Origin of the sequence: Sorangium sp. So ce119 (genome assembly GCF_051524405.1) — a bacterium.
Taxonomy (GTDB): Bacteria; Myxococcota_A; Polyangia; order Polyangiales; family Polyangiaceae; genus Sorangium; species Sorangium cellulosum_G.
Genome location: NZ_CP150310.1, coordinates 10,283,789 through 10,307,100 on the forward strand (window position 1 = coordinate 10,283,789; position 23,312 = coordinate 10,307,100).

The 23,312-nt window shown below is 71.2% G+C and carries 14 protein-coding genes; 9 read left to right on the plus strand and 5 right to left on the minus strand.

The genetic code is table 11. The features are described from left to right. Positions 1-16 precede the first annotated feature (16 nt). A complete protein-coding gene (locus WME76_RS38965; protein ID WP_437957217.1) occupies positions 17-625 on the minus strand; it encodes a hypothetical protein in 609 nt (202 codons plus the stop codon). A 332-nt stretch (positions 626-957) separates the two neighbouring features. Between WME76_RS38965 and WME76_RS38970 the strand changes: the two genes are divergently transcribed. The 4 genes from WME76_RS38970 to WME76_RS38985 all read left to right on the plus strand — a co-directional run bounded on the left by WME76_RS38970 (position 958) and on the right by WME76_RS38985 (position 3,918). Next, a complete protein-coding gene (locus WME76_RS38970; protein ID WP_437957218.1) occupies positions 958-1,539 on the plus strand; it encodes a hypothetical protein in 582 nt (193 codons plus the stop codon). Positions 1,540-1,591: 52 nt separating this feature from the next. Beyond that, the gene (locus WME76_RS38975; protein WP_437957219.1) at positions 1,592-2,629 is read left to right on the plus strand and encodes a restriction endonuclease; all 1,038 of its coding nucleotides are present in this window, start codon (positions 1,592-1,594) and stop codon (positions 2,627-2,629) included. A gap of 78 nt (positions 2,630-2,707) precedes the next feature. Continuing rightward, a complete protein-coding gene (locus WME76_RS38980) occupies positions 2,708-2,956 on the plus strand; it encodes a hypothetical protein (RefSeq protein ID WP_437957220.1) in 249 nt (82 codons plus the stop codon). Next, on the plus strand, positions 2,953-3,918 hold the full coding sequence (locus WME76_RS38985; protein WP_437957221.1) for a cobalamin biosynthesis protein CbiG: 966 nt from the start codon (positions 2,953-2,955) through the stop codon (positions 3,916-3,918). The genes WME76_RS38980 and WME76_RS38985 overlap by 4 nt, the downstream gene beginning before the upstream one ends. Before the next feature lie 428 nt (positions 3,919-4,346). Here the strand turns inward: WME76_RS38985 and WME76_RS38990 are convergent, their stop codons facing one another. Continuing rightward, positions 4,347-6,701 (minus strand): 2OG-Fe(II) oxygenase, encoded by a 2,355-nt coding sequence (locus WME76_RS38990; protein WP_437957222.1) that lies wholly within the window; start codon positions 6,699-6,701, stop codon positions 4,347-4,349. A gap of 375 nt (positions 6,702-7,076) precedes the next feature. Between WME76_RS38990 and WME76_RS38995 the strand changes: the two genes are divergently transcribed. From WME76_RS38995 to WME76_RS39010, 4 genes are all read left to right on the plus strand, one after another. Then, positions 7,077-8,528: a phospholipase D-like domain-containing protein gene (locus WME76_RS38995; protein ID WP_437957223.1), complete on the plus strand. Its 1,452-nt coding sequence runs from the start codon at positions 7,077-7,079 to the stop codon at positions 8,526-8,528. 207 nt (positions 8,529-8,735) lie between these two features. Beyond that, the gene (locus tag WME76_RS39000) at positions 8,736-9,296 is read left to right on the plus strand and encodes an NADPH-dependent FMN reductase (protein WP_437957224.1); all 561 of its coding nucleotides are present in this window, start codon (positions 8,736-8,738) and stop codon (positions 9,294-9,296) included. A gap of 160 nt (positions 9,297-9,456) precedes the next feature. After that, positions 9,457-11,250: a protein kinase domain-containing protein gene (locus WME76_RS39005; protein ID WP_437957225.1), complete on the plus strand. Its 1,794-nt coding sequence runs from the start codon at positions 9,457-9,459 to the stop codon at positions 11,248-11,250. A 33-nt stretch (positions 11,251-11,283) separates the two neighbouring features. Continuing rightward, positions 11,284-13,194 (plus strand): PEGA domain-containing protein, encoded by a 1,911-nt coding sequence (locus tag WME76_RS39010; RefSeq protein ID WP_437957226.1) that lies wholly within the window; start codon positions 11,284-11,286, stop codon positions 13,192-13,194. 3 nt (positions 13,195-13,197) lie between these two features. On the opposite strand, the gene WME76_RS39015 is transcribed toward WME76_RS39010, so the two are convergent. The 3 genes from WME76_RS39015 to WME76_RS39025 all read right to left on the minus strand — a co-directional run bounded on the left by WME76_RS39015 (position 13,198) and on the right by WME76_RS39025 (position 19,164). Continuing rightward, on the minus strand, positions 13,198-15,051 hold the full coding sequence (locus WME76_RS39015; RefSeq protein WP_437957227.1) for an OmpA family protein: 1,854 nt from the start codon (positions 15,049-15,051) through the stop codon (positions 13,198-13,200). An 86-nt stretch (positions 15,052-15,137) separates the two neighbouring features. After that, the gene (locus WME76_RS39020; RefSeq protein ID WP_437957228.1) at positions 15,138-15,782 is read right to left on the minus strand and encodes a hypothetical protein; all 645 of its coding nucleotides are present in this window, start codon (positions 15,780-15,782) and stop codon (positions 15,138-15,140) included. 124 nt (positions 15,783-15,906) lie between these two features. After that, the gene (locus WME76_RS39025) at positions 15,907-19,164 is read right to left on the minus strand and encodes a thrombospondin type 3 repeat-containing protein (protein WP_437957229.1); all 3,258 of its coding nucleotides are present in this window, start codon (positions 19,162-19,164) and stop codon (positions 15,907-15,909) included. A 257-nt stretch (positions 19,165-19,421) separates the two neighbouring features. On the opposite strand from WME76_RS39025, the gene WME76_RS39030 reads away from it, so the two are divergent. Further along, a complete protein-coding gene (locus WME76_RS39030) occupies positions 19,422-23,108 on the plus strand; it encodes a hypothetical protein (RefSeq protein ID WP_437957230.1) in 3,687 nt (1,228 codons plus the stop codon). Positions 23,109-23,312: the final 204 nt, after the last annotated feature.

Below are 23,312 nucleotides of genomic sequence, written 5' to 3' on the forward strand. Positions count from 1 at the left end.
CCGATCTGGCTAGGCTTCACTGACTCACGAACGTCGTCACGCTCATGGCTTCGAGGGCCATCGGGAGCGTGGCGTCCGTTACGGTGACGGGAGTTCCTTCGGCCCAGTTCTTCGAAGCGGCGGTCAGGAGGGGGACCATCGCGCTTGGCGCGGTGCCCGAGTACCACCACCAGAGCCAGGCGTTGGCTTCGCCGACCACGAGCGCGCTGTGCACCCAACGGGCGATGGCCACGCCGTTCTCGATGGTGTTGCTCGGTCCCTGTTCCGGCCACCACTTCACGCCGGACATCTCGGTCTGCCAGACTTCCTTGTCGCCCCGAGGCGGGACATCGTCCGGCCAGGGGTAGGCGACCTGAGTGTCATAGTGGTGGGTCCCGAGGATGTCGAAGGCGGCCCACGCGTCCGGGTCGGCAGCGAGCGCGTGCCCATAGTCGTACCCGCCGAAGTCCGTCGTGCAGTGCTCCGCGATGGGATCACCATTGAAGCCTCCGCATTCGAGCGGATCGGAGCTCGGCAGGCCCGAGGGTTCCGAGCAACAGGCCGACTCGTTCGACCAGGTGTGGAGCCATTCGGACGCCTCGACCGACATCGGAATCACGCCCTTGGCGCGCAACTTCGGGCCCACGATCTTCTGGAAGTTGGCAGCCTCTTTCCCCGTGAAGAGGGTGGTGTCGTAGTTGCCGTTGCAGGGTGTCGGTGATCCTCGCGTCCCGCGTCCGATCGGTGAAGATCGCAGCCACGTGATCGCCCACGTTCACCGTTCACCACCGGCCCCCACGCCGATCTGGGCCGCGCCCGCCTCCGCGGCGTAGACGTTGCGCCCGTCGAAAAGTCGAAGACCAGTCTTCCTCCTCGGGCGCGTCGCCGTCGTCGGGTCGGCGAACCTCTCGGCGATGTCGGTGAACGAGCTCGAGGAGGCGGCGCTGATCTCCGACGACGCTCGCGCCGTGTCGGCGCGTGCGCCTCCTGATCGAGAACCTCGTACAGGCGGCCGACCAGATCGACGAGAGGTTCCTCCGCCGGATCGAGAAGTTGCCCGTCGTGCAGGCCCAGCGGGGAAGTCGACGCCGGCGATCGGTTCGACTCGCGGAACCGAGGGCCTGGTTGATCAGCGTCGTGCCGCTCGATGGGGACAAGCACGCGGACGAAGAGCCGGTCGTCGAGAGCGAGCGCGCGAAGGCAGGGGAGGAGACGCAGTTCTCCGACAGCGAGCCCGGCTACATCCGGTTCACGGGGACCTCGATCTTCCGTCGGTCCGCCAAGCCGGGCGACTTGGTCATCGCGATCTGGCGCCCCAACGCGAAGTCGTCACGGGCGCACGTGTTCGCACCGGAGCCTCTGCTGGGACGGAAGGACAAGAACGGGGTGACGCACCTCTTCGTCGAGGAGTATGCGGACCGCGAGGACACCAGGATCTCGTGGACCGAGTTCTCGCGCCTGTGGCGGAGGACGACGTCGAGCCGGCCGCCCGGCGTAAGGTCGACCCGTGAGATGCCTGTCGAGCTTCTCGAGCAGCTACGCACGGCGTGGCCGAAGTAGGCAGGCGCCGAGCGTCCTTCTGCTGCCAGCGCTCTCGCCGTAGCCTTCGAGCATGGCCCGTCGCTACCTCGTGATCCGAACAGATCGAACCCGGCGAGACTTCATCCTCCGCGAGCTCGAGCAGGGCCGGCTACGGCAGGGGTGGGGGTGGAAGCGTGACCACGACCTGCGGCTCCTCGCACGGCAGGTCCGGTCGAGGAAGCTGAGCGACGAGGAGGCGCGCGTCTGGCGCAACCGACGCCTACTCGATACAGAACCGGACGGCCTCAAGAAGGGCGACGTGATCGTCATCCCCAACCTCCCCGAGCAGGGCCGCTGGGTCCTCGCGCGGGTGACCGGCGGGTACGACTTCTCGCCCATCCGAGTCCAAGAGGGCGCCGGGCCCGACTACGGTCACATCGTTACTGTGAGCCCCATCCGGGAGCCCGGTGGGAAGATCGCCGTCGTCGAAGCCGACAACGAGCACGTCGACGCGAGGCTGCGAGCCACGATGCGCAACCCGTCGCGGATGTGGGCGATCGACGCGCTCGGCGCGGCCGTCGACGCGCTCATCGACGCCATCGGGGCGGGGAAGGACACGCACACGCCCGAGCCCGAAGTCCAGAAAGCCGAAGGCTTCTTCGAGGCGATTCGCCAAGCCGCGTGGCAGCACATCAAACAGAAGTACGAGGGAGCGGAGTTCGAGCACCTCGTCCGCCGCTTGCTCGAGTGCATCTACAAGGACGGCCGCGTCGAGCACTGGGGCGGTGCGGGCGAGAAGGGCGCGGACCTCATCGTCTTCACCCGGGATCCGCTCGGCATCGAGTACAAGATCGCCGTACAGGTGAAGCTGCATCAGGGAACGGAGCACGACACGACAGCGCTCTCGCAGATCAAGCAAGCCCGCGAGTACCACAAGGTCGATGCGGGCGTCGTGGTGACGACAGCGGAACAGATGAGCGAGGCGTTCCAGGCGAGGCGCGAGGCGCTCGAGGAAGAGCTCGGGATCGACATCCGCCTCGTGGACCGCGACGAGTTCGTCGAGCTCGTGATGGCGCACCTCGGCAAGGCCAAGGCGAACGTGCGCGACGACATCGTCGACTTGTTGTAGAGGAGCACGGTCACCTCCGAGCTGCTGGAGAGCACGCCGATCACGGATCGGGTCTACGAGGAGATACAACGGGTCCCCATGTCGAAGGTGCAGCGCGCGGGGCTGCGCGTGTTTCACCAGAACTGCGGAGGCGGCGTTCATCTGATCCGCGTGGAGCTGCCGCGCGAGGCCGCGGAGGGCACCGCGGACCAGGCGGCACGGGTCGTCACGGCGTACCTCGAGCGACTTGCTCCACAAGCTCGAGGGCGGCAGACCGAAGCGAGCTACAACGCGGGCTCGGGAACGAGCACGACGCGCTTGGACTTGACCCTGGAGCTGGCGCGATGACCTTGTTCGACGCGTACTTCTTCGTGGACTGGAGTGCGAGCAACGAGCCGACGCGGCTCAAGCCGGAGAAGCACGCGATCTGGCTCGGCGAGTTGGTGCGCGGCTCGTCCCGGGCGGAGCGCTATCACCGGACACGCTCGTCGTGCGTCGACGATCTCCTGGGACGACTGCGCGTGCTCACCGCCGACGGGCTACGCGTGCTCGTCGGGTTCGACTTCGCCTACGGGTATCCGCGAGGGTTCGCCGCCGCGCTCGGGCTGCCAACGGGCGCAGCGCCCTGGGTGGCGACGTGGAGCCTGCTCACATCGAAGCTCACCGATGGAGCGAGAAACCAGAACAACCGCTGGCATGTAGCGGCAGAGCTCAACAGGGCGCTCATGCCTGCCTCGGGTCCCGTCGGCCCGTTCTGGGGCTGCCCTCCGGGCGCTGCGACGGCCACGTTGAAGCCGGGCAAGCAGGCAGGGAAGCTCTCCTTCCCGTTCCTCTCGCGGTCGGGGCGACAGTTACAGGAGTGGCGGCACGCGGAGGCGCGAGCCCGCAGCAAGAACCCGAGCGTCCAGTCGACCTGGAAGCTGTTCACCTCCGGGAACGTCGGGAGCCAGGCGCTCGTCGGGATTCCCCGCGTGGCGCGGCTCCGTCACGATGCGGTCCTCGCCCCGTTCAGCAAGGTGTGGCCTTTCGAGACGGGCTTCGCTCCGACACCGAGCCCTGCGACCGGCCCGTTCGTGCTGCACGCCGAGATCTGGCCGGTCCTGTTCAAGGCCGAGGTGACGGCACGGCGGGCGGCGGATCCCAAGCTGGAGATCCTCGACCAAGCGCAGGTGCGGGCCCTCTGCGTGTGGGCGGAGCGCACCGACGCAGCGGGCCAGCTCGGCGCGTTCTTCGACAGGCCGAGGGGGATGCCCGACTCCGCGGTGCAGGACTGCGTCGAGGAGGAAGGGTGGATTCTTGGCCTGCCTTGACTTGACCTCCAGCGGCGCGTCACCTCGGCGCACGCCAGTTCACAGGTACCTGCCCGAGATCTGGCAAACTTCTGGCACGGCGGACCTCCAGCGGTTTCGTGTCACGCGCAACCATTTGATATTCCTCGTAAATCGTCCCCCGGAGGGCCCCAAGACCATCGTTTTTGAAAACCGCCGTTGGGGCAACTCAACCAGGGGTTCGAATCCCTTCTCCTCCGCTGAAATCTACAAGGATATCGGGTAGTAGGCGCGGTCCGGGACGTGGACGGGCGCGGCAGGTCTGGCCGCAGGTACTGGCAAATTTCTGACGAGCGGAGGCCGACGCAGGTTGGCCTACCGCGTCCGTCGGCTCCTGCGAACTGACGTCGGCTGCTGTAGAGCCGTTGGGGGAATGGCGGTCTGCTGCCTCGCCCCGGCGAATCGGCTACTCAAGCGTCTCGGGCATCGCTGCGCGGTCGCGCCGCGTCCGTGAACGCGCTCCACTGCTTCTTGAGCCACGCCGAGAGCGCCTTCTGTCGCGCTCGAAGCGCAGCGTCGCGCTCGAAGAGAGCCTGCTGCTTCGTCAGGACGAGCGTCTGGGGCCTCCCGGCGCGGATCGTCGTGTGCGTCACGGGCAAGCGGTGGAGATCGATCACGCTGTGGATGTGTCTCCGCCGTTCCTTGGCCAGCGGCCACGCATGCTCAACCCGGTCTCGATCGCGCAGGAACGCCGAGAGCTCGTTGCAAAGCGCGCACGTGCATCCATGCGGAGGCTCGATCGACCAGTCGTCCGCGCTGCGCGGCTTCGCTGCGAGGGCCCGTTCGAGCAAGCGCATGACGCGGAGAACCAGCGGTTGCAACCCGAGGGCCCTCACCGCGGCCGGCGTCCGCGCTTCCCGGCACCTCTCCAGCAGCGCGCCCGCCGTCATGAGCGGCAGCGCCGTCTCGGGTGCCGTGAGAAAGGCCACGAGATCGTCGCGGGTTGACGGCGCCCGGGTCACGGCCGCCGCCTCCAGCAGCGAAAGGATGTCGTCGATACGCCCATGGAAGCCCTCCTCCCTGGAGGTGTCGGGCAACCTGAACACGCCGATGTATCCTGTCTTGAACGAAGCCACTTCGCGCGAGAGGAGCCACGCGGCGAGCGCCTTGCCGTGCTCTCCAGCCGCCGAGAGCGCCTCGCAGAGATGAGGGAGGTACGAGAGCCATGGCGGCGCGTCGTAGCGCTTGTCCTCGTCCCATGCGGAGAAGAGCCGCTGTGACCACGAGAGGCCATGGCGCTGGACGAGCGCGACGAAGGCGGCGGTGGTGCCGGGACTCAGCCGGTGCGCTCCGAGGGGCGATAGCAACCCGAGGGCGAGATCTGCGTCGTCGAGCGATGCCGTGATATCGAGGAGTCGCAGGACGAATGCCTGGCTCGTCTCCATCGACGCGGCTCGGCGCCAGAAGGGCAGGAGCTCGTTCGCCCTGTCGCGCGCCTCGTCCAGGGCGCCTGCCTCGATGCGCGCGCCGAGCTCGTTCACGGCCCAGGACGGGGACACCTTGGCTCGAACCACGAAGCTCCTGTCCCGTGGCCACATCACGAGAGCGGCCCGGTGATACCAGCGGTCCACGGTGTTGCCGTAGTTGCCCATGTAGCCTTCGTGCTCGGACTTGAACGGTGCCATTTCCGTCGACGCCCTGGTGAAGCAGACCTCGTGGAGCGCCGGATGCGCGTGGAGGCCCGGCGCGAGCCGCCCGTCGAGGTCGACCCAGTGGCGCAGCTCGATGTCCGTGTCGAGGAGATCGACGAGCTCGTGGTCCCCCGCCTCGCGAGCTTCATCGGATTCGTCGTCGCGGCGACCGGAAGCGCGTCGTCCGTACCCGACGTCCAAGTCGTCTTCCTCGCACGACCAGCTCTCGTGCACATCAGCGAGGGCGAGATGCACCTCGCAATCGAGGCGCTCGGCGACCTGCCGCAGCGCCGAGACGCGCAGACGATCTGCGCCCTTCAGGCGGCTCCACCCCAGGCTCTTCTGCGTGTATTCGTGGTCGAGGAGGTAGATGAAGCGGTCCGGCCGCTGCGGGGCAGACGTCGCGTAGGGGAGCGTGACCGGCGTCGCAAAGTACGCTCTGACGCTCGCCGAGAGGCGCTCGATGGCGGGGAGGCGGAGCGGCACAGGATCCACCGCTGCTCCGCGGTAGAGCAGGTGGTACGTGAGGGTGATCCGGTAGCCTGCCTCGACGGGCGTCACCTCATGGTGGCAATCCGCGTAGAAAGCGAGGAGCGACAGGTCCTTCGGCCCACGCGCCGCGCCGCGAAGCACCTTCTTTTCTCGATGGTGCTGGACGACGACGGCCCCGCCTTCATGCCTGGACGGCAGCTCCACCACGAGGGATCCCACCATGTCGTCGTCCCTCTCGGAGTCCTGGTGCGACGCGAAGAACTGGCCCGGGCCGTACACGAGCATCTTGTCGAGAGCGGCCTCGAGCGTGCCCCCCTCCGGCAGGCCGAGGCGCTGCCGGACGATCTCCAGCTTGGGCTCCAGGGCGCGCGACCATGTCCGCGCATCGATCTTGAGCAGGCTCCTGTCGATCTCCCACGTGTCGCGCACGCGCGCGTCGTACACGGTCTCGTCCCGCCGCCCGTAGGGAGCCGGGCGGGCGACGGCGCACAGCTTCCGCGCCGCGGCGACCGAGATCGGGAAATGGATAGGGCCGGCCCCCTCGACCTCGATGTGCAGATCGCCCGGGGCGCATGCGAGCTCGGTCGCGAATTCCCCTTCTGCCTCGATGGCCGCGAGCGCCGCCGTGACGTCGTTCAGCACCACTCACCTCTCAGGTAAATTGCCTCTCGCGGCGAGGCGGCCCTCGCCGCGTGCGCCGGAGAGACTGCGCGAGGCGATGCCATCGGGCAACCCAGCGGACGAGCTTTATATAGCGTCGGCGACGAGCTGTCTGGACTTCGCGCGATTCTGGCAGAGCGTGTGAAAGAGAAGCTCTGGCGTGAGAATCACGAGAGGATCATCGGAATGGGCTGCTGCGAGCCGCTCAACGGTCCGAGCCGAGGCGCCGCTGCGCGTGGCGGTCTTGGCCGCGCGGGCGGCCGCCTCGGTCATCGTGCCCGTCACCCGCTCCCCCCGGGCACGTCCTCGACGCGAATGCGCGACGGGACCCGAAAATTCTGGCACCTAGAGCATCCCATGGCCGCCGCCCGCGCCCCCGCACGCATTTCCCTGCCGACGAACGCACCGCTGCGCCCCCTCGCACAGCAGACCTTCAGCCGCGTCGCGGGCGCGCCGCTCATCGCCGGCAACGCCGTCGATCTCCTCATCGACGGCCGAGCGAACTTCGACGCCTGGCTCGCCGCGATACGGGCGGCGCGGACCTCGATCCTGTTCGAGAACTACATCTTCGACGACGACGCGCTGGGGCGCGAGTTCCGCGAGGCGCTCAGCGAGCGCGCCGCGGCGGGCGTCCACGTCAGCGTGGTTCGCGACTGGTTCGGGTGCCTGGGCTCGTCGACGGATCGCTTCTGGAGCAAGCTGCGCGCGGCGGGTGGAGAGGTCCGCACCTACAATCCGTTCGGCTTCACCAGCCCGTTCGGGTGGGTGACGCGCGACCACCGCAAGCTGCTCGTCGTCGACGCCGAGGTCGGCTTCGTCTCCGGCATCTGCGTGAGCGGCAAATGGCTCGGCAATCCAGCGCGCCGCGTGTCGCCGTGGCGCGACACCGGCATCGCTGTGCGGGGGCCGGCGGTGCACGCGCTCGCCGTCGCCTTCTCCGACAACTGGGCGAGCCTCGGCGACGGCCTGCCCGCCGACCTGCCCGTCCTCACCGACGTCCCCCCGGCGGCGGGCCGCGTGGACCTGCGCGTCGTGGCGAAGCTGCCGAGCACCACCGGGCTCTACCGGCTCGATCAGATGATCGCGGCGCTGGCGCAGCGGTCACTCTGGTTGACGGACGCGTACTTCGTCGGCATCGCGCCCTACGTCCAGGCGCTCGCGGCGGCGGCGCGCGATGGAGTCGACGTGCGCCTGCTCGTCCCGGGCACGAGCGATGTTCCGGCCGTCGGTACGCTGTCGCGGGCCGGCTATCGCCCGCTGCTCGAGGCCGGGGTCCGCGTCTACGAGTGGAATGGATCCATGCTCCACGCGAAGACCGCGGTGGCCGACGGTCGCTGGGCGCGCGTGGGCTCGAGCAACCTCAACGTCGCAAGCTGGCTCGAGAACTGCGAGATCGACGTGGCGATCGAGGACGAGGAGTTCGCCGGGCGCATGCAGGCGCAGTTCGAGGAAGATCTCCGCGGCGCGACCGAGATCGTCCTCCGCGCGCGACGCCGCGCCCTCCCCGGCAGAACGCGCCCCCCGCAGGCAGCCGGGACCGGGCGCTCCGCGGCGGGCGCCTTGCGCCTCGCGAACACCGTGGGCGCGGCGATCACGAACCGCCGCGTCCTCGGCGCGGCCGAGGGCGGGATCCTCCTCGGCGGAGCGCTCTGGCTCCTCGGCAGCGCGGCGATCGCCCTGTACTTTCCTCGTCTGCTCGCCTGGCCGCTCGCCGCGCTCGCGCTCTGGTCCGCGATCAGCCTGATCATCCGGTATGTGACCCTCGCCCGCAGAGCCAGGGCCGCGGCCTCATCGCCTCACGCGCCGTGACGCGGTCGAGCTCGCCGACGTGGCCTGGCGGCCTCCACGCTGGCTGGCCGGCGCACTTGACGCATGGACGGCGCGGGATGAAAACGCGCCTGAAACGCAGCTCGTAACAACCTCGAACGGCCCCTCCTACCACCGGGATGTCATGGGAAGTCGCATCCTGCCGCCCGTTCGCCCGATCGAAGAGGGGCCATCGACTGGAGCGCAGACATGCTGAAGGTGGCGATCATTCTGGGGAGCACGCGGCCGGGACGGAACGGTGAGGCCGTCGCGAAGTGGGTCCATGGCGTGGCGACGAAGAAGGGTGGCGCCGAGTACGAGCTCGTCGATATCAAGGACTTCGACCTGCCGCTGCTCGACGAGCCAGCGCCGCCGTCGATGGGACAGTACACAAAGCCTCACACCAAGGCGTGGGCGGCGAAGATCGACCCTTTCGACGCCTTCGTGTTCGTCACGCCGGAGTACAACCACGGCACCTCGGGCGCGCTCAAGAACGCGATCGACTACCTGTACAAGGAGTGGAACAACAAGGCCGCTGGATTCGTGAGCTACGGCAGCGCAGGCGGCGCCCGCGCCGTCGAGCAGCTCCGGCTCGTGATGGCCGAGCTTCAGATCGCGGACGTCCGCGCGCAGGTCATGCTCTCCCTGTTTGACGATTTCGAGAACTTCAGCGTGTTCAAGCCCAATCCTCGCCACGAGAAGTCCGTTGGCAACATGCTCGACCAGCTCATCGCCTGGGCAGGCGCGATGAAGACCCTCCGCGCGAAGTGAGCGACGCGTCGCCGGCCAGCCATCGAGGTGGCCGCACTGGAAATCCGGTGGCTCCGGTCGCGCCGGTCGCACCAATGTCGCGCCGATGTCGCGCGACGCGTCGCGCCGCGGGTGAGCGTTGCGCTCCCCGGCGGAACCGCCTACAGTCGATCGTAGCCCTGTGATCGGCGCGGTCATCGACGGCAAGTACCGGATAGCCAAGCTCCTCGGGGAGGGAGCGATGGGCTCGGTGTACGAAGCCGAGCACACGGCGACGGGCCGGCGCTGCGCCATCAAGGTGATCAGCTCGCTCGACCTGACGCGCGATCCGAGGATCGTTCAGCGGTTCCAGCGCGAGGCGCGCGCCGCCGGAGCCATCGACACGCAGCACATCACCCAGGTGCTCGACGCCGGGGTCGATCGCGAGACCAAGCTGCCGTTCCTCGCGATGGAGTACCTCTCCGGCGAGGACCTCCAGCACCTCCTGCTCCGCACCGGCCCGCTCGCGCCGCACGTCGCCCTGCGCATCGCGGTGCACTGCTGCCTCGGGCTGCAGAAGGCGCACGACGCGGGCGTGGTCCACCGCGACATCAAGCCGCACAACCTGTTCCTCGCGCGGCGCGACGCGGGCGAGATCATCATCAAGCTGCTCGATTTCGGGATCGCCAAGGTCAAGATGGACCAGGCGAACGACACCGAGGGGGCCGATCTCACCAAGACCGGCAGCCTCGTGGGCTCGCCGCTCTACATGTCGCCGGAGCAGGCCGTCGGGCAGCGCGAGATCGACCACCGCACCGACATCTGGTCGCTCGGCGCCGTCCTCTATCAGGCGCTCTCCGGGCGCACGCCCTTCCACGACATCAAGGCGCTCGGGCAGCTCATCCTCTCCATCTGCTCCGGGCCCGTGCCGCCGCTCCAGGACCACGCGCCCTGGGTCCCGGCCGAGATCGCGGCCGTCGTGCACCGCTGCCTCCAGCAAGACCCGGCGCGCCGGTTCCAGAGCGCGCAGGACATGCTCGCCACGCTCCGGCCCATGCTGCCTTACGGGTGGGCCATCCAGGAGGACATGCTCGTCCCCCTGACCGAGGCCCACCGCCACCACGTGGCCCCGCGCCTCGGCGCGAGCGCCCCCGAGGTGCGGCAGAGCAACCCGCACATCTCGCCGTCGATACCCCCCGCGAACGCGAGCGGCGGATACCCGGCCGTCAGCGCCCTGGGGCTGCCGAGCGGCGGGTACCCGGCCGCGCCGAACGCGAACGCGAGCGGCGGGTACCCGGCCGCGCCGAACGCGAACGCGAGCGGCGGGTACCCGGCCTCCGACGGCTCGGCGCTGCGCAGCGGGGCGTATCCCGCCGTGCCGTCAGGCACCGAGGGCGGGCTCACGGCGTCGCGCTCGGGCAGCGCCGCGCGACTCGGCCGGTCCGCCAAGGGCGTCGCGCTCGTCGCCGGCGTCGCTGCGCTCGGCGCCGTGGTGGGGCTCGGGGTGATGGCGGCGCGGCGCTTCTCCGCGACACCCGAGGTCGCCCCGGAGCCGCAGATCACGGCGCAGGTGCCCGTCACGCCGGCCAGCCAGGTCACGCCGCCACCTCCGGTCGCGGTCGTCGAGGCGCCGCCCAGCGCCACCGCGCCGCCCGACGAGGCACCGAAGCGGCGCGTGCGCGTCGTGATCTGGCCAGAAGACGCGCTCGTCGAGCTCGAGGGCGAGCGCGCGACCACCAGCGACGGCGTGCTCGAGATCAACGGGCGACTCGGCAGCACGTACAAGGTCCGCGTGTTCAAGGGCTCGGCCCAGGTGACCACCGAGATCGCCATCACGGAGGGCGGGGCTTACCCGGCGAAGGTCGAGCTCCCTGCCGTGCATGGACGACCCGGACCCGCGCCGACGACGAAGGCGAGCGCCGCGCCGCCGCCGAGCACGACGCGCCCCGCGGTCCCTCCAGGGTTCACGCGCGACACCGACGAATTCAAGCAGTGAGCCTCCTTGAGCAGGGCGGGACAGACGAACGTGATGGGCGAGCTTGAGCGGCCGTCGGCCGGGCGCAGCAGGTCGACGCAGGGATCCGAGACAGCCGATCTCCCGGGCTCGAGGGGCGCGCCCCGCCGGCGCGCGTCCTCCGTGACGGCGATGGCGGCGGGGATGTTGACCGCGCTCGCGCCGCTGACCGCCGGCGCGCAGCCCGGCGCTCCGCCCGCGCCCCCGCCGGGCGAGGCAGCGCCGGCCCCGGCGGCCTCCGGCGAGGCCGCGCCGGCGCAGGACCCGGCGGCGCCGCGCTCGCTGGGGGACGAGGTCCCGGTGTCCGAGGCCGTCCGCCAGGAGGCGCTCCAGCACTTCGAGAGGGGGATCGCGCTCCTCGGTCAGGGAGCGCTCGGGCCCGCGCTCGCGGAGTTCATGCTCTCGCGCAAGCTGTTCCCGACGCGCGCCGCGACGAGGAACGCGGCGATCGCGCTGCGGGAGCTGCACCGTTACGACGAGGCGCTCGACATGTTCGAGGCGTTCCTCCGCGATTTCAACGCGTCGGCCGGCGAGCGCACGGCCGTCCAGCGCGACATCGCCGAGCTCAGGGCGCGCGTCGGGACGATCGACATCACCGGCGCCGAGCCCGGCGCGTCCATCGTCGTGAGCGGCGAGGACCGCGGCCAGTATCCGCCCTTCAAGCCGATCCGCGTGCCCGCAGGGCCGCACGTGATCCGCGTGTTCAAGGAGGGGTTCGAGTCGTTCGAGCGGCGCGTCGACGTCGCCGGCGGCCAGACGGTCCCGGTGCAGGCCAGGCTCCGCAGGCTCACGCGATCCGGCAGGCTGCGCGTCGTCGAGCGCACCGGAAAGACGGTCGACGTGCTCGTCGACAACGTCGTCGTCGGGCGCACGCCCTGGCTCGGCGCGCTGTCGGTCGGCAACCACATGGTGACGCTGCGCGGGGAGGGGAAGCTCGGCTCCCAGCCGACCGCCGCGCCCGTGCGGCCCCAGGAGCTCACCACGCTGTCGCTGCTCGCCGAGGAGCTCGACGCCTCGCTGCGCGTCAACCCGACGCCGCCCGGCGCGAGCGTGTGGATCAACTCGGTCAACGTCGGCAACGGCGTGTGGCTCGGCCGGCTGAAAGAAGGCCAGCACCGCGTCGAGGTGAAGGCCGACGGGTTCGTCACCGGGTCGCGGACCGTGACGCTCGACCGCGGGGAGCGCGAGGTGCTCACGCTGCAGCTCGAGCGCGACGAGGAGGCGCCGATCTGGCGCAAACCGCCGAAGATCGCGCTCGACGCGAGCGCGTCGTTCCTGCTCGTGCCGACGCTCGGGGGCGACGTCGCGGGTTGCTCCGGGGGCTGCTCGAGCTCGCCCGGGCTCGGCGGCGCCGCCTTCCTCCATGGCGCCTACGAGCTCGGCTCGGGGCTCGGCTTCGGCGTCGAGGTCGGCGGCCTGATGGCGTTCCAGGGCGTCGAGGGCCGCGACGCCGAGCTCTACCCGGTGGGCGTGGCCGAGCCGGATCGAGGCCACGCGGACGACGATCTGCGGCTGAGCGGCGTGCTCGTCGGCGCGACGATCGGCTACCACGTGGAGCAGCGCTTCCCCCTGCAGTTCCGCCTCGGCGCCGGGGTGTTGCTCGGTCAGGTCCGCGACGAGCGCAGCGGCGATTTCACGGCGCGGGACGGCAGCGTGATCCTCGCCGCGCCGGCCGCGTCCTTCTCGTCGGCCACGTACCTCTTCCTGGATCCCGAGGTGCGGTTTGGCGCCCGCTTCGCCGAGCATTTCGAGGTCTCGGCCGGGGCCAAGCTGCTGGTGCTCATCGCCCCCGAGGCGCCCAGGTGGGATCCGACGATCGAGATCCCGGCGTCGACCGACGGGATCGGCACCTACCGGCCCGAGCCCGTGATGGGCGACCTCGTGTTCATGTTCGCGCCCGGCGTGAGCCTCCGTTACGACTTCTGATCGCTAGGGCTGCTGCCCTTTGCGCTTGATGATCATGAACTGGACGCGCCGGTTCTTCTGGCGCCCTGTCTTGACGCGGTTGTCCCCGAGCGGCTGCTCGAACCCGTACCCCTTGGCCACGAGCTTCTCCCGCGGCACGCCGGCGGCCACGAGCCACGAGAGGACGGCGTCGGCGCGCTCCTGGGACAAGGCCAGATTGAATTCCTCGGTCCCGTTGTCGTCCGTGTGCCCTTGCACCTCGACGAGCTCGATGTCCGGGTTCTGCAGGATGGCGTCGCGCACCTCGTAGAGGACCTCGTCGGAGATGGGGTCGACCGTCTGCGTGCGCGTCTTGCCATAAGGGATGAACTGCACCGGCTTCGAGGTGGTGATCTCGTCGGCGTGCACCCGCACGAACCTCGGGCAGCCGTTCTGCCTCGGATCCTTGTCGGGCAGCCCGCGCTCCCTCGGGCAGGCGTCCGCGGCGCCGCGCACGCCGTCGCCGTCCGGATCGTCGGGGCAGCCGTTCTGCTTCGGATCGCGGCTGGCGGGCCCCTTGGCCGCTGGACAGGCGTCGGCGGCGTCGGCGATGCCGTCGCCGTCCGCGTCGCCGGGGCAACCGACCTTCTTCGGGTCGTCGCTCGCGGCGCCGGCCACGGTCGGGCAGGCGTCGATCCCGTCGTGGAAGCCGTCCTCGTCCGCGTCGTCCGGGCAGCCGCTCTTCGTCGCGTCGGCGCGCCGGACGCCCGGCGTGGCCGGGCACGCGTCGTCGACGTCGAGCACCGTGTCGCCGTCGCGATCCGCCGGAGGGCAGCCGTCCCTCGCGGGATCGGGCGACGGCTCGCCCTTCACGTCGGGGCAGGCGTCGATGTCGTCGTTGATGCCGTCGTCGTCCTTGTCGCCCGCGGCGGCGGCGGCCGGCGCGCGCTCGGGAGGGGCCGGCTGCGGGAGCGGCGCCCAGCCGATCATGCCGACGGCGCGGATATTCGGCGTGCCGACCGCGTCGAAGAGGCCCGGCCCGGCCGCTGCGCCGAAGGTGAGGCCGCCGAGGACGCGCAGCTTGGCGCCGAAGAGCAGCTCGGCGTTGACGCCGGCGTCCGCTCGGGTGGGCGGTGTGCTCGAGAGCTGGAGGTCGTTTCCGAGCGGCGCCGCGCCGTACAGCTCGGCGCCGAGCTGGAGCAGATCCCCGGCGAGGAGGAGCCCCGCGGCGCCGCCGAACGTGAACAGCGGCGGGCTGTTCGCGCCGCCGCCGACCTCGACGCCGCCGCTCGCATTCCAGAGGAACGCGAGCGGTGCGCCGACGCGGCCGCCGAGGCTCGCGTGGAAGTTGCCGCGGGTGGATGAATCGCCGGTGTACTGCGCCGGTGACCCGGTGGGCAGGAAAAGGTAACTGCCGATCCCGAGCTGGAGGGGCCCCGCGTCCTGCCCGAGCAACCGGACCCGGGCGCCGAGGCGGAGATCGCCGACGACGGGCGCCTTCAGCTCGGTGAACTGCGTGTCAGAGAAGCCGGGATCGTCGCCGCCCTGCACGACGGCGAGCGGCGCGCCGACGGAGAGCAGCACGCGGTCCCAGAGCGCCAGCGAGGCGTCGAGGCGCAGGAACGCCTGCGAGGAGACGATGGCGACCTCGCGCAGATCGACGGCGCCCTCGGGGGGCGCGGTGCGGACCGGCCGATGGGAGTAATCGAACATCGCGTGGACGCGCGGCGTGAGCTGGCCGGGCGCGGCGGGGGAGGGGACGCCGAAGAACACGTCGCCGGCGGGCGCCGGCTCGAATCGGTCGAGCGCGAAGCCGCCGGTGGATTGACCCCTCGAAGCGCTGGCGAGCGTCAGCAGGAAGGACGCGGACGCTGCCGCTGCGATGGAGGACGACCTCATCAAGGGGCCACGATAGCGGGGGCGTGCGGCGGGGGGCAATATCCGGGTTTCCTCCCTGGGCCCATGCGATGACCTTGCGCGATGCCCTATGGGCAGGTGCCGAAGTCCGTGTTGGGGGCGACGCTGCGCGCGATATCCGCGGTCACGGTGGGGACGTCCTGCGTCCAGACGTGATCCTCGGCTTCGTTGCACTCTCCGTCGGCCACGAGATCCACGTACCAGTGCATCTTGTAGGCTTTGCCGCCGGGCACCTGCCCCGTCACCGAGAACGCCCCCTTATCATCGATCGTGTCCGATGCGCTCAGGGTCGCCACGGTCTCGCCCACGGCGATGACCTCCACGTAGACGTCGGTTCCGACGTCGTAGGCGGGGGCGTACCCGGCTCCACGCAGGGTGAGATTGAAGCTCTGGCCCATTGAGCCGCCGTCGCCGCCTGTTCCCGAGCCGCCGTCGCCGCCTGTTCCCGAGCCGCCGTCGCCACCTGTCCCCGAGCCACCGTCGCCGCCTGTCCCCGAGCCGCCGTCGCCGCCTGTCCCCGAGCCGCCGTCGCCGCCCGTCCCCGGGCCACCGTTGCCGCCCGTTCCCGTGCTGCCCTCGCCTGTGCTGGTGGTCGACGCCGAGCTCGCGGGCGGCTCGTCCCCTGACCCGTCACCGCCACACCCCGCGCCCGTGCCGGTGATGCCGAGTGCGCCCACCGCCATCCACACCGCGATCCACCGAGATGCCTGCATGAGGGTCCTCCTTGAAGCCACGTGAAAAGGTCGACGAACCGGACGGCTCCTTCGAGGAGAAGCCGTCGCGCTCGCCGGACATGTGCCTCGGGTGATCGCCATGGCGCAACCGCTGCCGGGCGGGTCACGCCGCCCGCGGCGGGCGCCGTCGCCCGAACCGCCGGAGCACGGCGGAGAGGACCAGCAGCAGGCCCCACGCCTCCTGAGACGCCGGCGCGCGCCCCGTGCGGCAGTCGCAGCCGCCCTGGAACCCTGACGCCGGCCCGCCGCCGCTTGTCGTCGTGGTCGCCTCGGCCTCGCCACCGGCGCCGCCCGCGCCGCCCTGGCCTCCCTCGCCGCCCATCCCGCCGCCGCCGGTCGGCGCCATCTCATCACAGGCGTCACCGAGACCGTCCTCGTCGGTGTCTTCCTGTCCGGCGTTCGCCACGCGCGGGCAGTTGTCGAGATCACTCGTCACCCCGTCGCCGTCGGGATCGCAGGTGTCGCCGATGTCGTCGCCGTTCTCGTCTTCCTGCCCGGCGTTCGCCAGGCGCGGGCAGTTGTCGCACACGTCCCCGTGGCCGTCGCTGTCGGCGTCTTCCTGTCCGGCATTCACGATCATCCGGCAGTTGTCGCCGGCGTCCGGGATGTCGTCGCCGTCGGTGTCGTCATCGCAGGCGTCGCCGGCGCCGTCGCCGTCGAGGTCGGCCTGCGGCTCGCCCGGCGCCGACGGCGGGTTCGCGTCGAAGTCGCAGTTGTCGTCCGCGTTGGTCACCCCGTCGCCGTCCGGATCGGCGTCCGGATCGCACACGTCGCCGTCGCCGTCGCCGTCGGCGTCCTCCTGCCCGGCGTTCGGCAGGAGCGCGCAGTTGTCGTCGCCGTCGAGCACGCCGTCGTTGTCCGAGTCGCCGTCGCAGACGTCGCCCTTGCCGTCGCCGTCGGTGTCGGTCTGCGGCTCGCCCGGGCTCGGCGGCGCGTTCGCGAGGAGCGGGCAGTTGTCGTCGCCGTCGAGCACGCCGTCGTCGTCCGAGTCGGTGTCCCGGTAGTTCGGGATGTCGTCCGCGTCGTCGGTGTCGAATGCAGGCGTGCTCAGCAAAGCATCTCCTGCCTCCTCGGCGTCGAGCAGCCCGTCGTTGTCGCTGTCCGGGTCCACCGCGTCGATGGCGGCATCCCTGTCGGTGTTGTTGGCAGGATCGGCAGGGTTGCCGCGGTTCGCCACCTCCTCGATGTCGCCGATGGTGTCGCCATCGGAGTCGACGCTGGTCGGGTCGGTCCCGAGCGCCGCCTCCTCGGCGTCCGTGAGGCCGTCGTCGTCGTCGTCGCCATCACAGACGTCGCCGTCGCCGTCGCGGTCCGTATCGAGCTGGTTGGTGTTGACGTCGTACGAGCAGTTGTCGTCCACGTCGAGGACGCGGTCCTGGTCGTCGTCCTCGTCGCAGAGGTCGCCGTACGGATCGTCAGGCCCGTTCTTTGTGTTGTTCGCCTGGTCGGGGTTCGGGGTGGTGATGCAGTTGTCGGAGCCGTCCGGCACCCCATCCGCGTCGTCATCGTTGTCGCACGCGTCGCCGTCGCCGTCGCCGCCGGGGAGCCCCTCGTCGGTGTTGATCTGGGTGCTGTTCGGCGCGAAGGGGCAGTTGTCGACCCCGTCGAGCGCGCTGTCGGCGTCGTCGTCCTCGTCGCAGTCGTCGCCGAGGACGTCGCCGCCGGGGAGGCTGAGATCGGTGTTGGCCTGGGCAGGGTTCGGCGTCGTGACGCAGTTGTCGTTGACGTCGGGCACGCGGTCGGCGTCGTCGTCATCGTCGCACGCGTCGCCGAAGCCGTCGCCGTCGGTCAGGTGCTCGTCCGTGTTCGTCTGATCCGGATTCGCCGTGAGCGGGCAGTTGTCGGTCGCGTCAGGCACGCCGTCCGCGTCGTCGTCGTTGTCGCACGCGTCGCCCCTGTCGTCGCCGCCCGGGAAAGTCCGGTCCGTGTTCCGCTGGTTCGTGTTCGAGACGAGCGGGCAGTTGTCGTTGACGTCGGGCACGCGGTCGGCGTCGTCGTCGTCGTCGCAGTCGTCCCCGTCCAGATCGCCTGTCGCCGCGTCGGTGTTGATCTGGCTCGCGTTGGCGACCGCCGGGCAGTTGTCACAGGCGTCGCCTATCCCGTCCAGATCACGGTCGGCCTGAACGACGCCGGCGCCGGGCGCGTTCTGCAGCGCCGGGCAGTTGTCGCAGACGTTGCCGACTCCATCGCCGTCGTCGTCGGCCTGGCCTGCGTTGGCGATGCTGGCGCAGTTGTCGCACGCGTTTCCGAAGCCGTCGCCGTCGCCATCCACCTGGGTTGAATTGGAGGCTTCGGGGCAATTGTCGCATGCATTGCCGACACCATCGCCGTCGCCGTCAGCCTGAGTGCCGGTGATGAGGAGCGGGCAGGTGTCGCACGCGTCGCCGACGCCGTCGCCGTCGGTGTCGACCTGGGTCAGCGTGGCGATGTACGGGCAGTTGTCGCAGACGTTGCCGAAGCCGTCGCCGTCCGCGTTCTCCTGATCGTTCGTGCGGCTCGGGCAGTTGTCGCAGGCGTCGCCGAAGGTGTCGCCGTCCGCGTCCTCCTGGCCGCTGTTCGAGGTGCCGGGGCAGTTGTCGCAGGCGTCGCCGACCGTATCCCCGTCTCCGTTGCTCTGGGTCTGGTTCGCGCGGCTCGGGCAGTTGTCGCAGGCGTCGCCGACGCCATCTCTGTCCGTGTCCGCCTGGGAGGTGTTGGGGCTGCCAGGGCAGTTGTCGCAGGCGTCGCCGAAGGCGTCTCGGTCTACGTTGTCTTGATCGGTGTTGTGAATGTTCGCGCAGTTGTCGCAGGCGTTGCCGATGCCGTCGTTGTCGCTGTCCCGCTGGTCGTTGTTGTACGCGGTGGGGCAATTGTCGCAGGCGTTGCCGAACTGGTCGCCGTCATCATTGGCCTGACCGGGATTGGCGACGTCGTTGCAATTGTCCGGAGTGTCATTGATCCCGTCGCCGTCGTTGTCCGGCGAGCAGATGTTCCCTTCCCCGTCGCTGTTGCTGTCGAGCTGGTCCTCGTTCCGGTCCGCTGGGCAGTTGTCGCAGACGTCGGGCACGCCGTCGCCGTCGCCGTCGAAGTTCGGCATCGCCCCCATGGGCGTCGCTATCGTCGGACACCTGTCGGTCGCGTCCTCGATCCCGTCGTTGTCGTCGTCGAGATCGGCGTCGTCCGGGGTGCCGTCGTTGTCGTCGTTGTCGTCGCAGGCGTCGCCGAGTCCATCCCCGTCGCCGTCGTACTGGCCCGGGTTGCTGACCCCAGGGCAGTTGTCGACCCCGTTCGCGACCTGGTCGTTGTCGGTGTCCCACAACGCCGCCAGCGCCGGCGTCGGCGCGAGCGCCACGAGCGCGAGCAGGCCGGCGAGCAGCGGCAAGAGGCCGCGTCTCGGGGCGCCGGCGTGCGCGTGTTGCCGGGGCATTGAAGGCGAAGCGGGGAAACTCATCGCGGCTCCTCCAGACAGATCGCGCCGTACACGACAGCGCCCCCCGTGAGCGTATCCGGGTTCCCCCTCGTCCTGGGACGTTTTTCCTCTGCGCCACCCCCTGTTCGGCCGCCGGCCGCCTTCTGTTAGGATGGCTCGAGTCGACCCCCTCACGTCGCGCGCGCCGCGCCGACCACGGAACGCCCCCCTTGCAAGACCACCGCGTGCTGCGACTCGGCTCCAGGCTGCGAACGGCTGTGCTGCTCTCGGCGTGCGCCGTCCTCCCCCAGGCGCTCGGCTGTTCCGACGAGAGCGCCCCGCGCCGCTCTCCCCCGCCCGGCGCCGCGTCGCCGCAGGCGGCGCTGCCCGCCGCGCGCGCCCGCATCGCCGCGATCCGCGCGCGCTTCGCCGGCGCCTTCGGCCCCCGCGCCGCCGTGGCCCTCGCGCCGACAGCGGCCGGCGCGCTGCGTGTGGCCGCGCCGGACGCCGCGGCGTCCGTCGAGCTCCCCCTGCGCGCCGCCGGCCCGGTGCGCCTCGCCGACAGCGCCTCTCGCGTCTCGATCGGCTTCTCCCTCGCCAGCGCCGCCGACGTGCCCGCTGCCGTCGATGGCGACCTGGTCCTCTACACGGGCGCGCTCCGGGCCGAGGGCGGTCGTGCCCGCGACGTCCTGCACCGCGTCCTCCCGAATGGCACCGAGGACTTCGTCGTCTTCGACGAGGAGCCCGAGCACAAGGAGCTCCGTTACAGCGTCGACGTCACGGCCGTTTCAGGCCTCCGCCTCGTGGAGCGAACGCTCGAGTTCCTCGACGCCGCCGGCTCACCCCGGCTGCGCGTCGCGCCCCCCTACCTCGTCGACGCGACGGGCGCGCGCTTCCCGGCCTCGCTCTCGGTCGAGGGCTGCGCGTTCGACGCGAGCCCCCGCGCCCCGTGGGGCCGGCCTGTCACGCCGCCCGGCGCGCCGGCGTGCACCGTGGTCGTCGCGTGGCAGCCCGCCGGCGTCGCGTATCCGGCGCTCGTCGATCCGCAATGGATCTCGACGAAGAACCAGATGATCGAGCCGCGCACGCGGCACACCGCCACCGTGATCGACCCGACCAGCCCGGCGAGCCCGGTGCTCATCGCCGGCGGCTTCAACGCCTCCGGCGCGGCGCTGGCGACGGCCGAGCTGTACTTCCCCCTCGACCGCACCTTCGCGAGCACCGACGCCATGGACGTGGCGCGCGGCGCCCACAGCGCCACGGCGCTCACGAAGCTCCCGCCGGCGTCCCCGCCGCCGGCCGTCGTCGTCGTGGGCGGCAGCAGCAACCGCGCCAGCAGCGGTACGCCGATCGCGGCCATCGAGGTCTACAACCCGGCCACAGGCCAGTTCGTGAGGGACTCGGAGTCATCGCTGGCCCGGTTCAACCATACGGCCACCCTCCTCGACCCGGGCGCGGTCCTGCTGGCGGGCGGCCTCGCGGATCCGCTCAACCAGCCCACGAGCACCGCGTCGCTCTACACCTTCAGCTCGTTCGGACCGGGCGGCGGCGCGCCCGTCACGAGCGCGCTCGTCGCCGTCGGCGGCATGGCGACGTCGCGCCACGCCCACACGGCCGTCCGCCTGAGGTCCGGGAACGTGCTGGTCGCCGGCGGCTTCGTCCTCTCGGGCGCCGCGCTCGGCTCGGCCGAGATCTTCGACGAGGGCACGCGCACCTTCCAGGCGATCGCCGCGGTGTCGCCGCCCGGGAGATCGATGTCGGCGCAGATGAGCTCCCTCCGCGGCTTCCACACGGCGACGCTGATCGATCGCGCGGGGGCGCTGATCGGCCATGAGGCCACATCGCAGGACTCGGGCGAGGTGGTCCTCATCGGCGGCACCACGCGGGTCACGGCGGGCGCCTACGTCGGCACCATCGACATCTACCACGACGGCGTGACGGACCCGACGAGGCGAGGCTTCGAGGTCCAGCGCACGCCGATCTCCCTGCATGACGTGCGCGCCCATCACACAGCGAGCCTCCTGCCCAGCGGCAACATCCTCGTCGCCGGCGGCCACGACGGCGCGACTACGCTCTCCACCGCCGAGACCTACGATCCGGCGGCCAGGCTCTTCAGCCGCCTCACCCTCGCGGGCGGCTCCGCTGCCCAGGACGCCCGGCGGGAGCACACGGCGGTCCTGGTCAACGCGGGCGACGACATCGACGCGGGGCGGGCGGTGCTCGTCGCGGGGGGCCTCGGCGCGTCGAGCGCAGTGCTGGCGAGCGCCCAGCTCCTCGTGAAGCCGAACGGGGATGCCTGCGCGGGCGACCAGGAATGCGCCTCGGGGCACTGCTCCGATCGGGAGCACGTCTGCTGCAACGAGGCGTGCGACCAGGAGTGCTTCTCGTGCACGGCGGCGGGCAAGGGGACGGGGAGCGACGGCGCCTGCGGTCCCGCCAGGCTGGATACGGAGCTCCCGATCGTCTGCGTCCAGCAGATCGAGGTGCACAACCGCTGCGACGGCCTGGGACGCGCGGTGGCGCACGCGTCCACGAGGGACTGCAAGCCGGGGCGCTGCGGCGAGGACGACAGGTGCGTCCTCGAGTGCCTGGACGACTGCGACTGCGACGAGAGCGGCTGGTGCGAGGTCGGCGTGGGCGATCCGGACGCCTGCTCTCGGTCCGACGGCGCCGGCGGCGCGACGGCTGGCGCGGGGGGTGGGGGCGCGGGCGGCGGCGGCACGGCCGGCGCTGGCGGCGTGTCCACCGGGACCGGCGACGCGAGCGGCGGTGCGGCCGGAAGTGGCGGCGGTGCGGCCGGAAGTGGCGGCGGTGCGGCCGGCGGCGGCGGCGCGGCCGGTGGCGGCGGTGCGGCCGGTGGCGGCGGCGTGGCCGGGACTGGCGGGGACCTGGCCGGAAGCGGCGGCGGCCTGGCCGGAACCGGCGGCGGCTCGACCAGCGCCGACGCCGGCTCGGGCGGAGCTGGCGGCGTCTCGGCCGGGTCCGCCGGCGGTGGCGAGGGCGGCGCTCGGCCCGGGTCGGGCCTGTGCCTCGATCGGCTCGCCAACGGCGCCGAGTGCGCCCGCGATCGCCAGTGCGTCTCGGGCAACTGCGTCGACGGCTTCTGCTGCGATTACCGGTGTGACGGCCCGTGTCAGGCCTGCGACGTGGTGAACAACGTCGGCCGGTGCACGCCCGTCGGCACGGACGAGCAGCGCGAGACCCCGCACCCCAACACCGGTGGTTCCTTCCGCCGCGAGGCTTGCCCCGGCGAGGGCGCGTGCGCCGGCTACTGCGGCGGCGCCACCGACGCCCTGTGCATGTTCCCTGTGGAGGGCGCGATCGCGAGGACGTCCACGTGCACCTGCCCGGACGGGAACTGCGATGTCGGCCCCGCGACGCTCACGCGCTTCTTCTGCGATGGAGACGGCCAGGAGCAGGAGCCCGAGGTCGCGCGCTGCGGCGGCGAGAACGGCGGGTTCCGGTGCAAGGACGAGAGCTCCTGCGAGACGTCGTGCGACTCCAGCGCCGACTGCATCGAGGACTTCGTCTGCCTCGACGGTGTGTGCGCCGACCTCGAGGAGGTAGGGCCGAGCTGCGACGGCGACAGGACGCTCCTGGTCGTCGGCGACGGCGACGAGGGCTGCGCCCCGTACGCCTGCCCGCCGGGCGGGAAGGCCTGCGCGAGGCCGTGCGCGTCGGTGGGCGACTGCGTCGACGGCAACGTATGCAACCTCGCCGGCGAGTGCGTCCCGCCCATCGACGCGCCGCAGGCCCCGTCGTGCTCCTGCAGCGTCGTCGGCGGCTCCGGCGAGCGCGACGCCGCGCCTGTCTCCGTCCTGCTCGGCGCTGCCGTCGCGCTGGGCCGGCTGTTCCGCCGTCGCCGCGCTGCGCGGCGGTCCTCGCGGTCCGCGTGCGATCCCACCGTGAGGCCGTGACGGGCGCGCGCTGATCCTGCGGCGCCGCCACAGGCGCAGCGCCGCGCCCGCCTCACGGACCGGCCGCGCGTCCTGAGCCGCGCGGTGCGGCGCGGCCCGCCTCGCCGCGCGGCCTGAGCCCCGCCGCGCACGTCGGTGCCCGGGCCTTCCTCCCCACCCCCGCCCGCCTGGCCCTGCGCCGGCCGCATGCCAGCATCGCGCCCC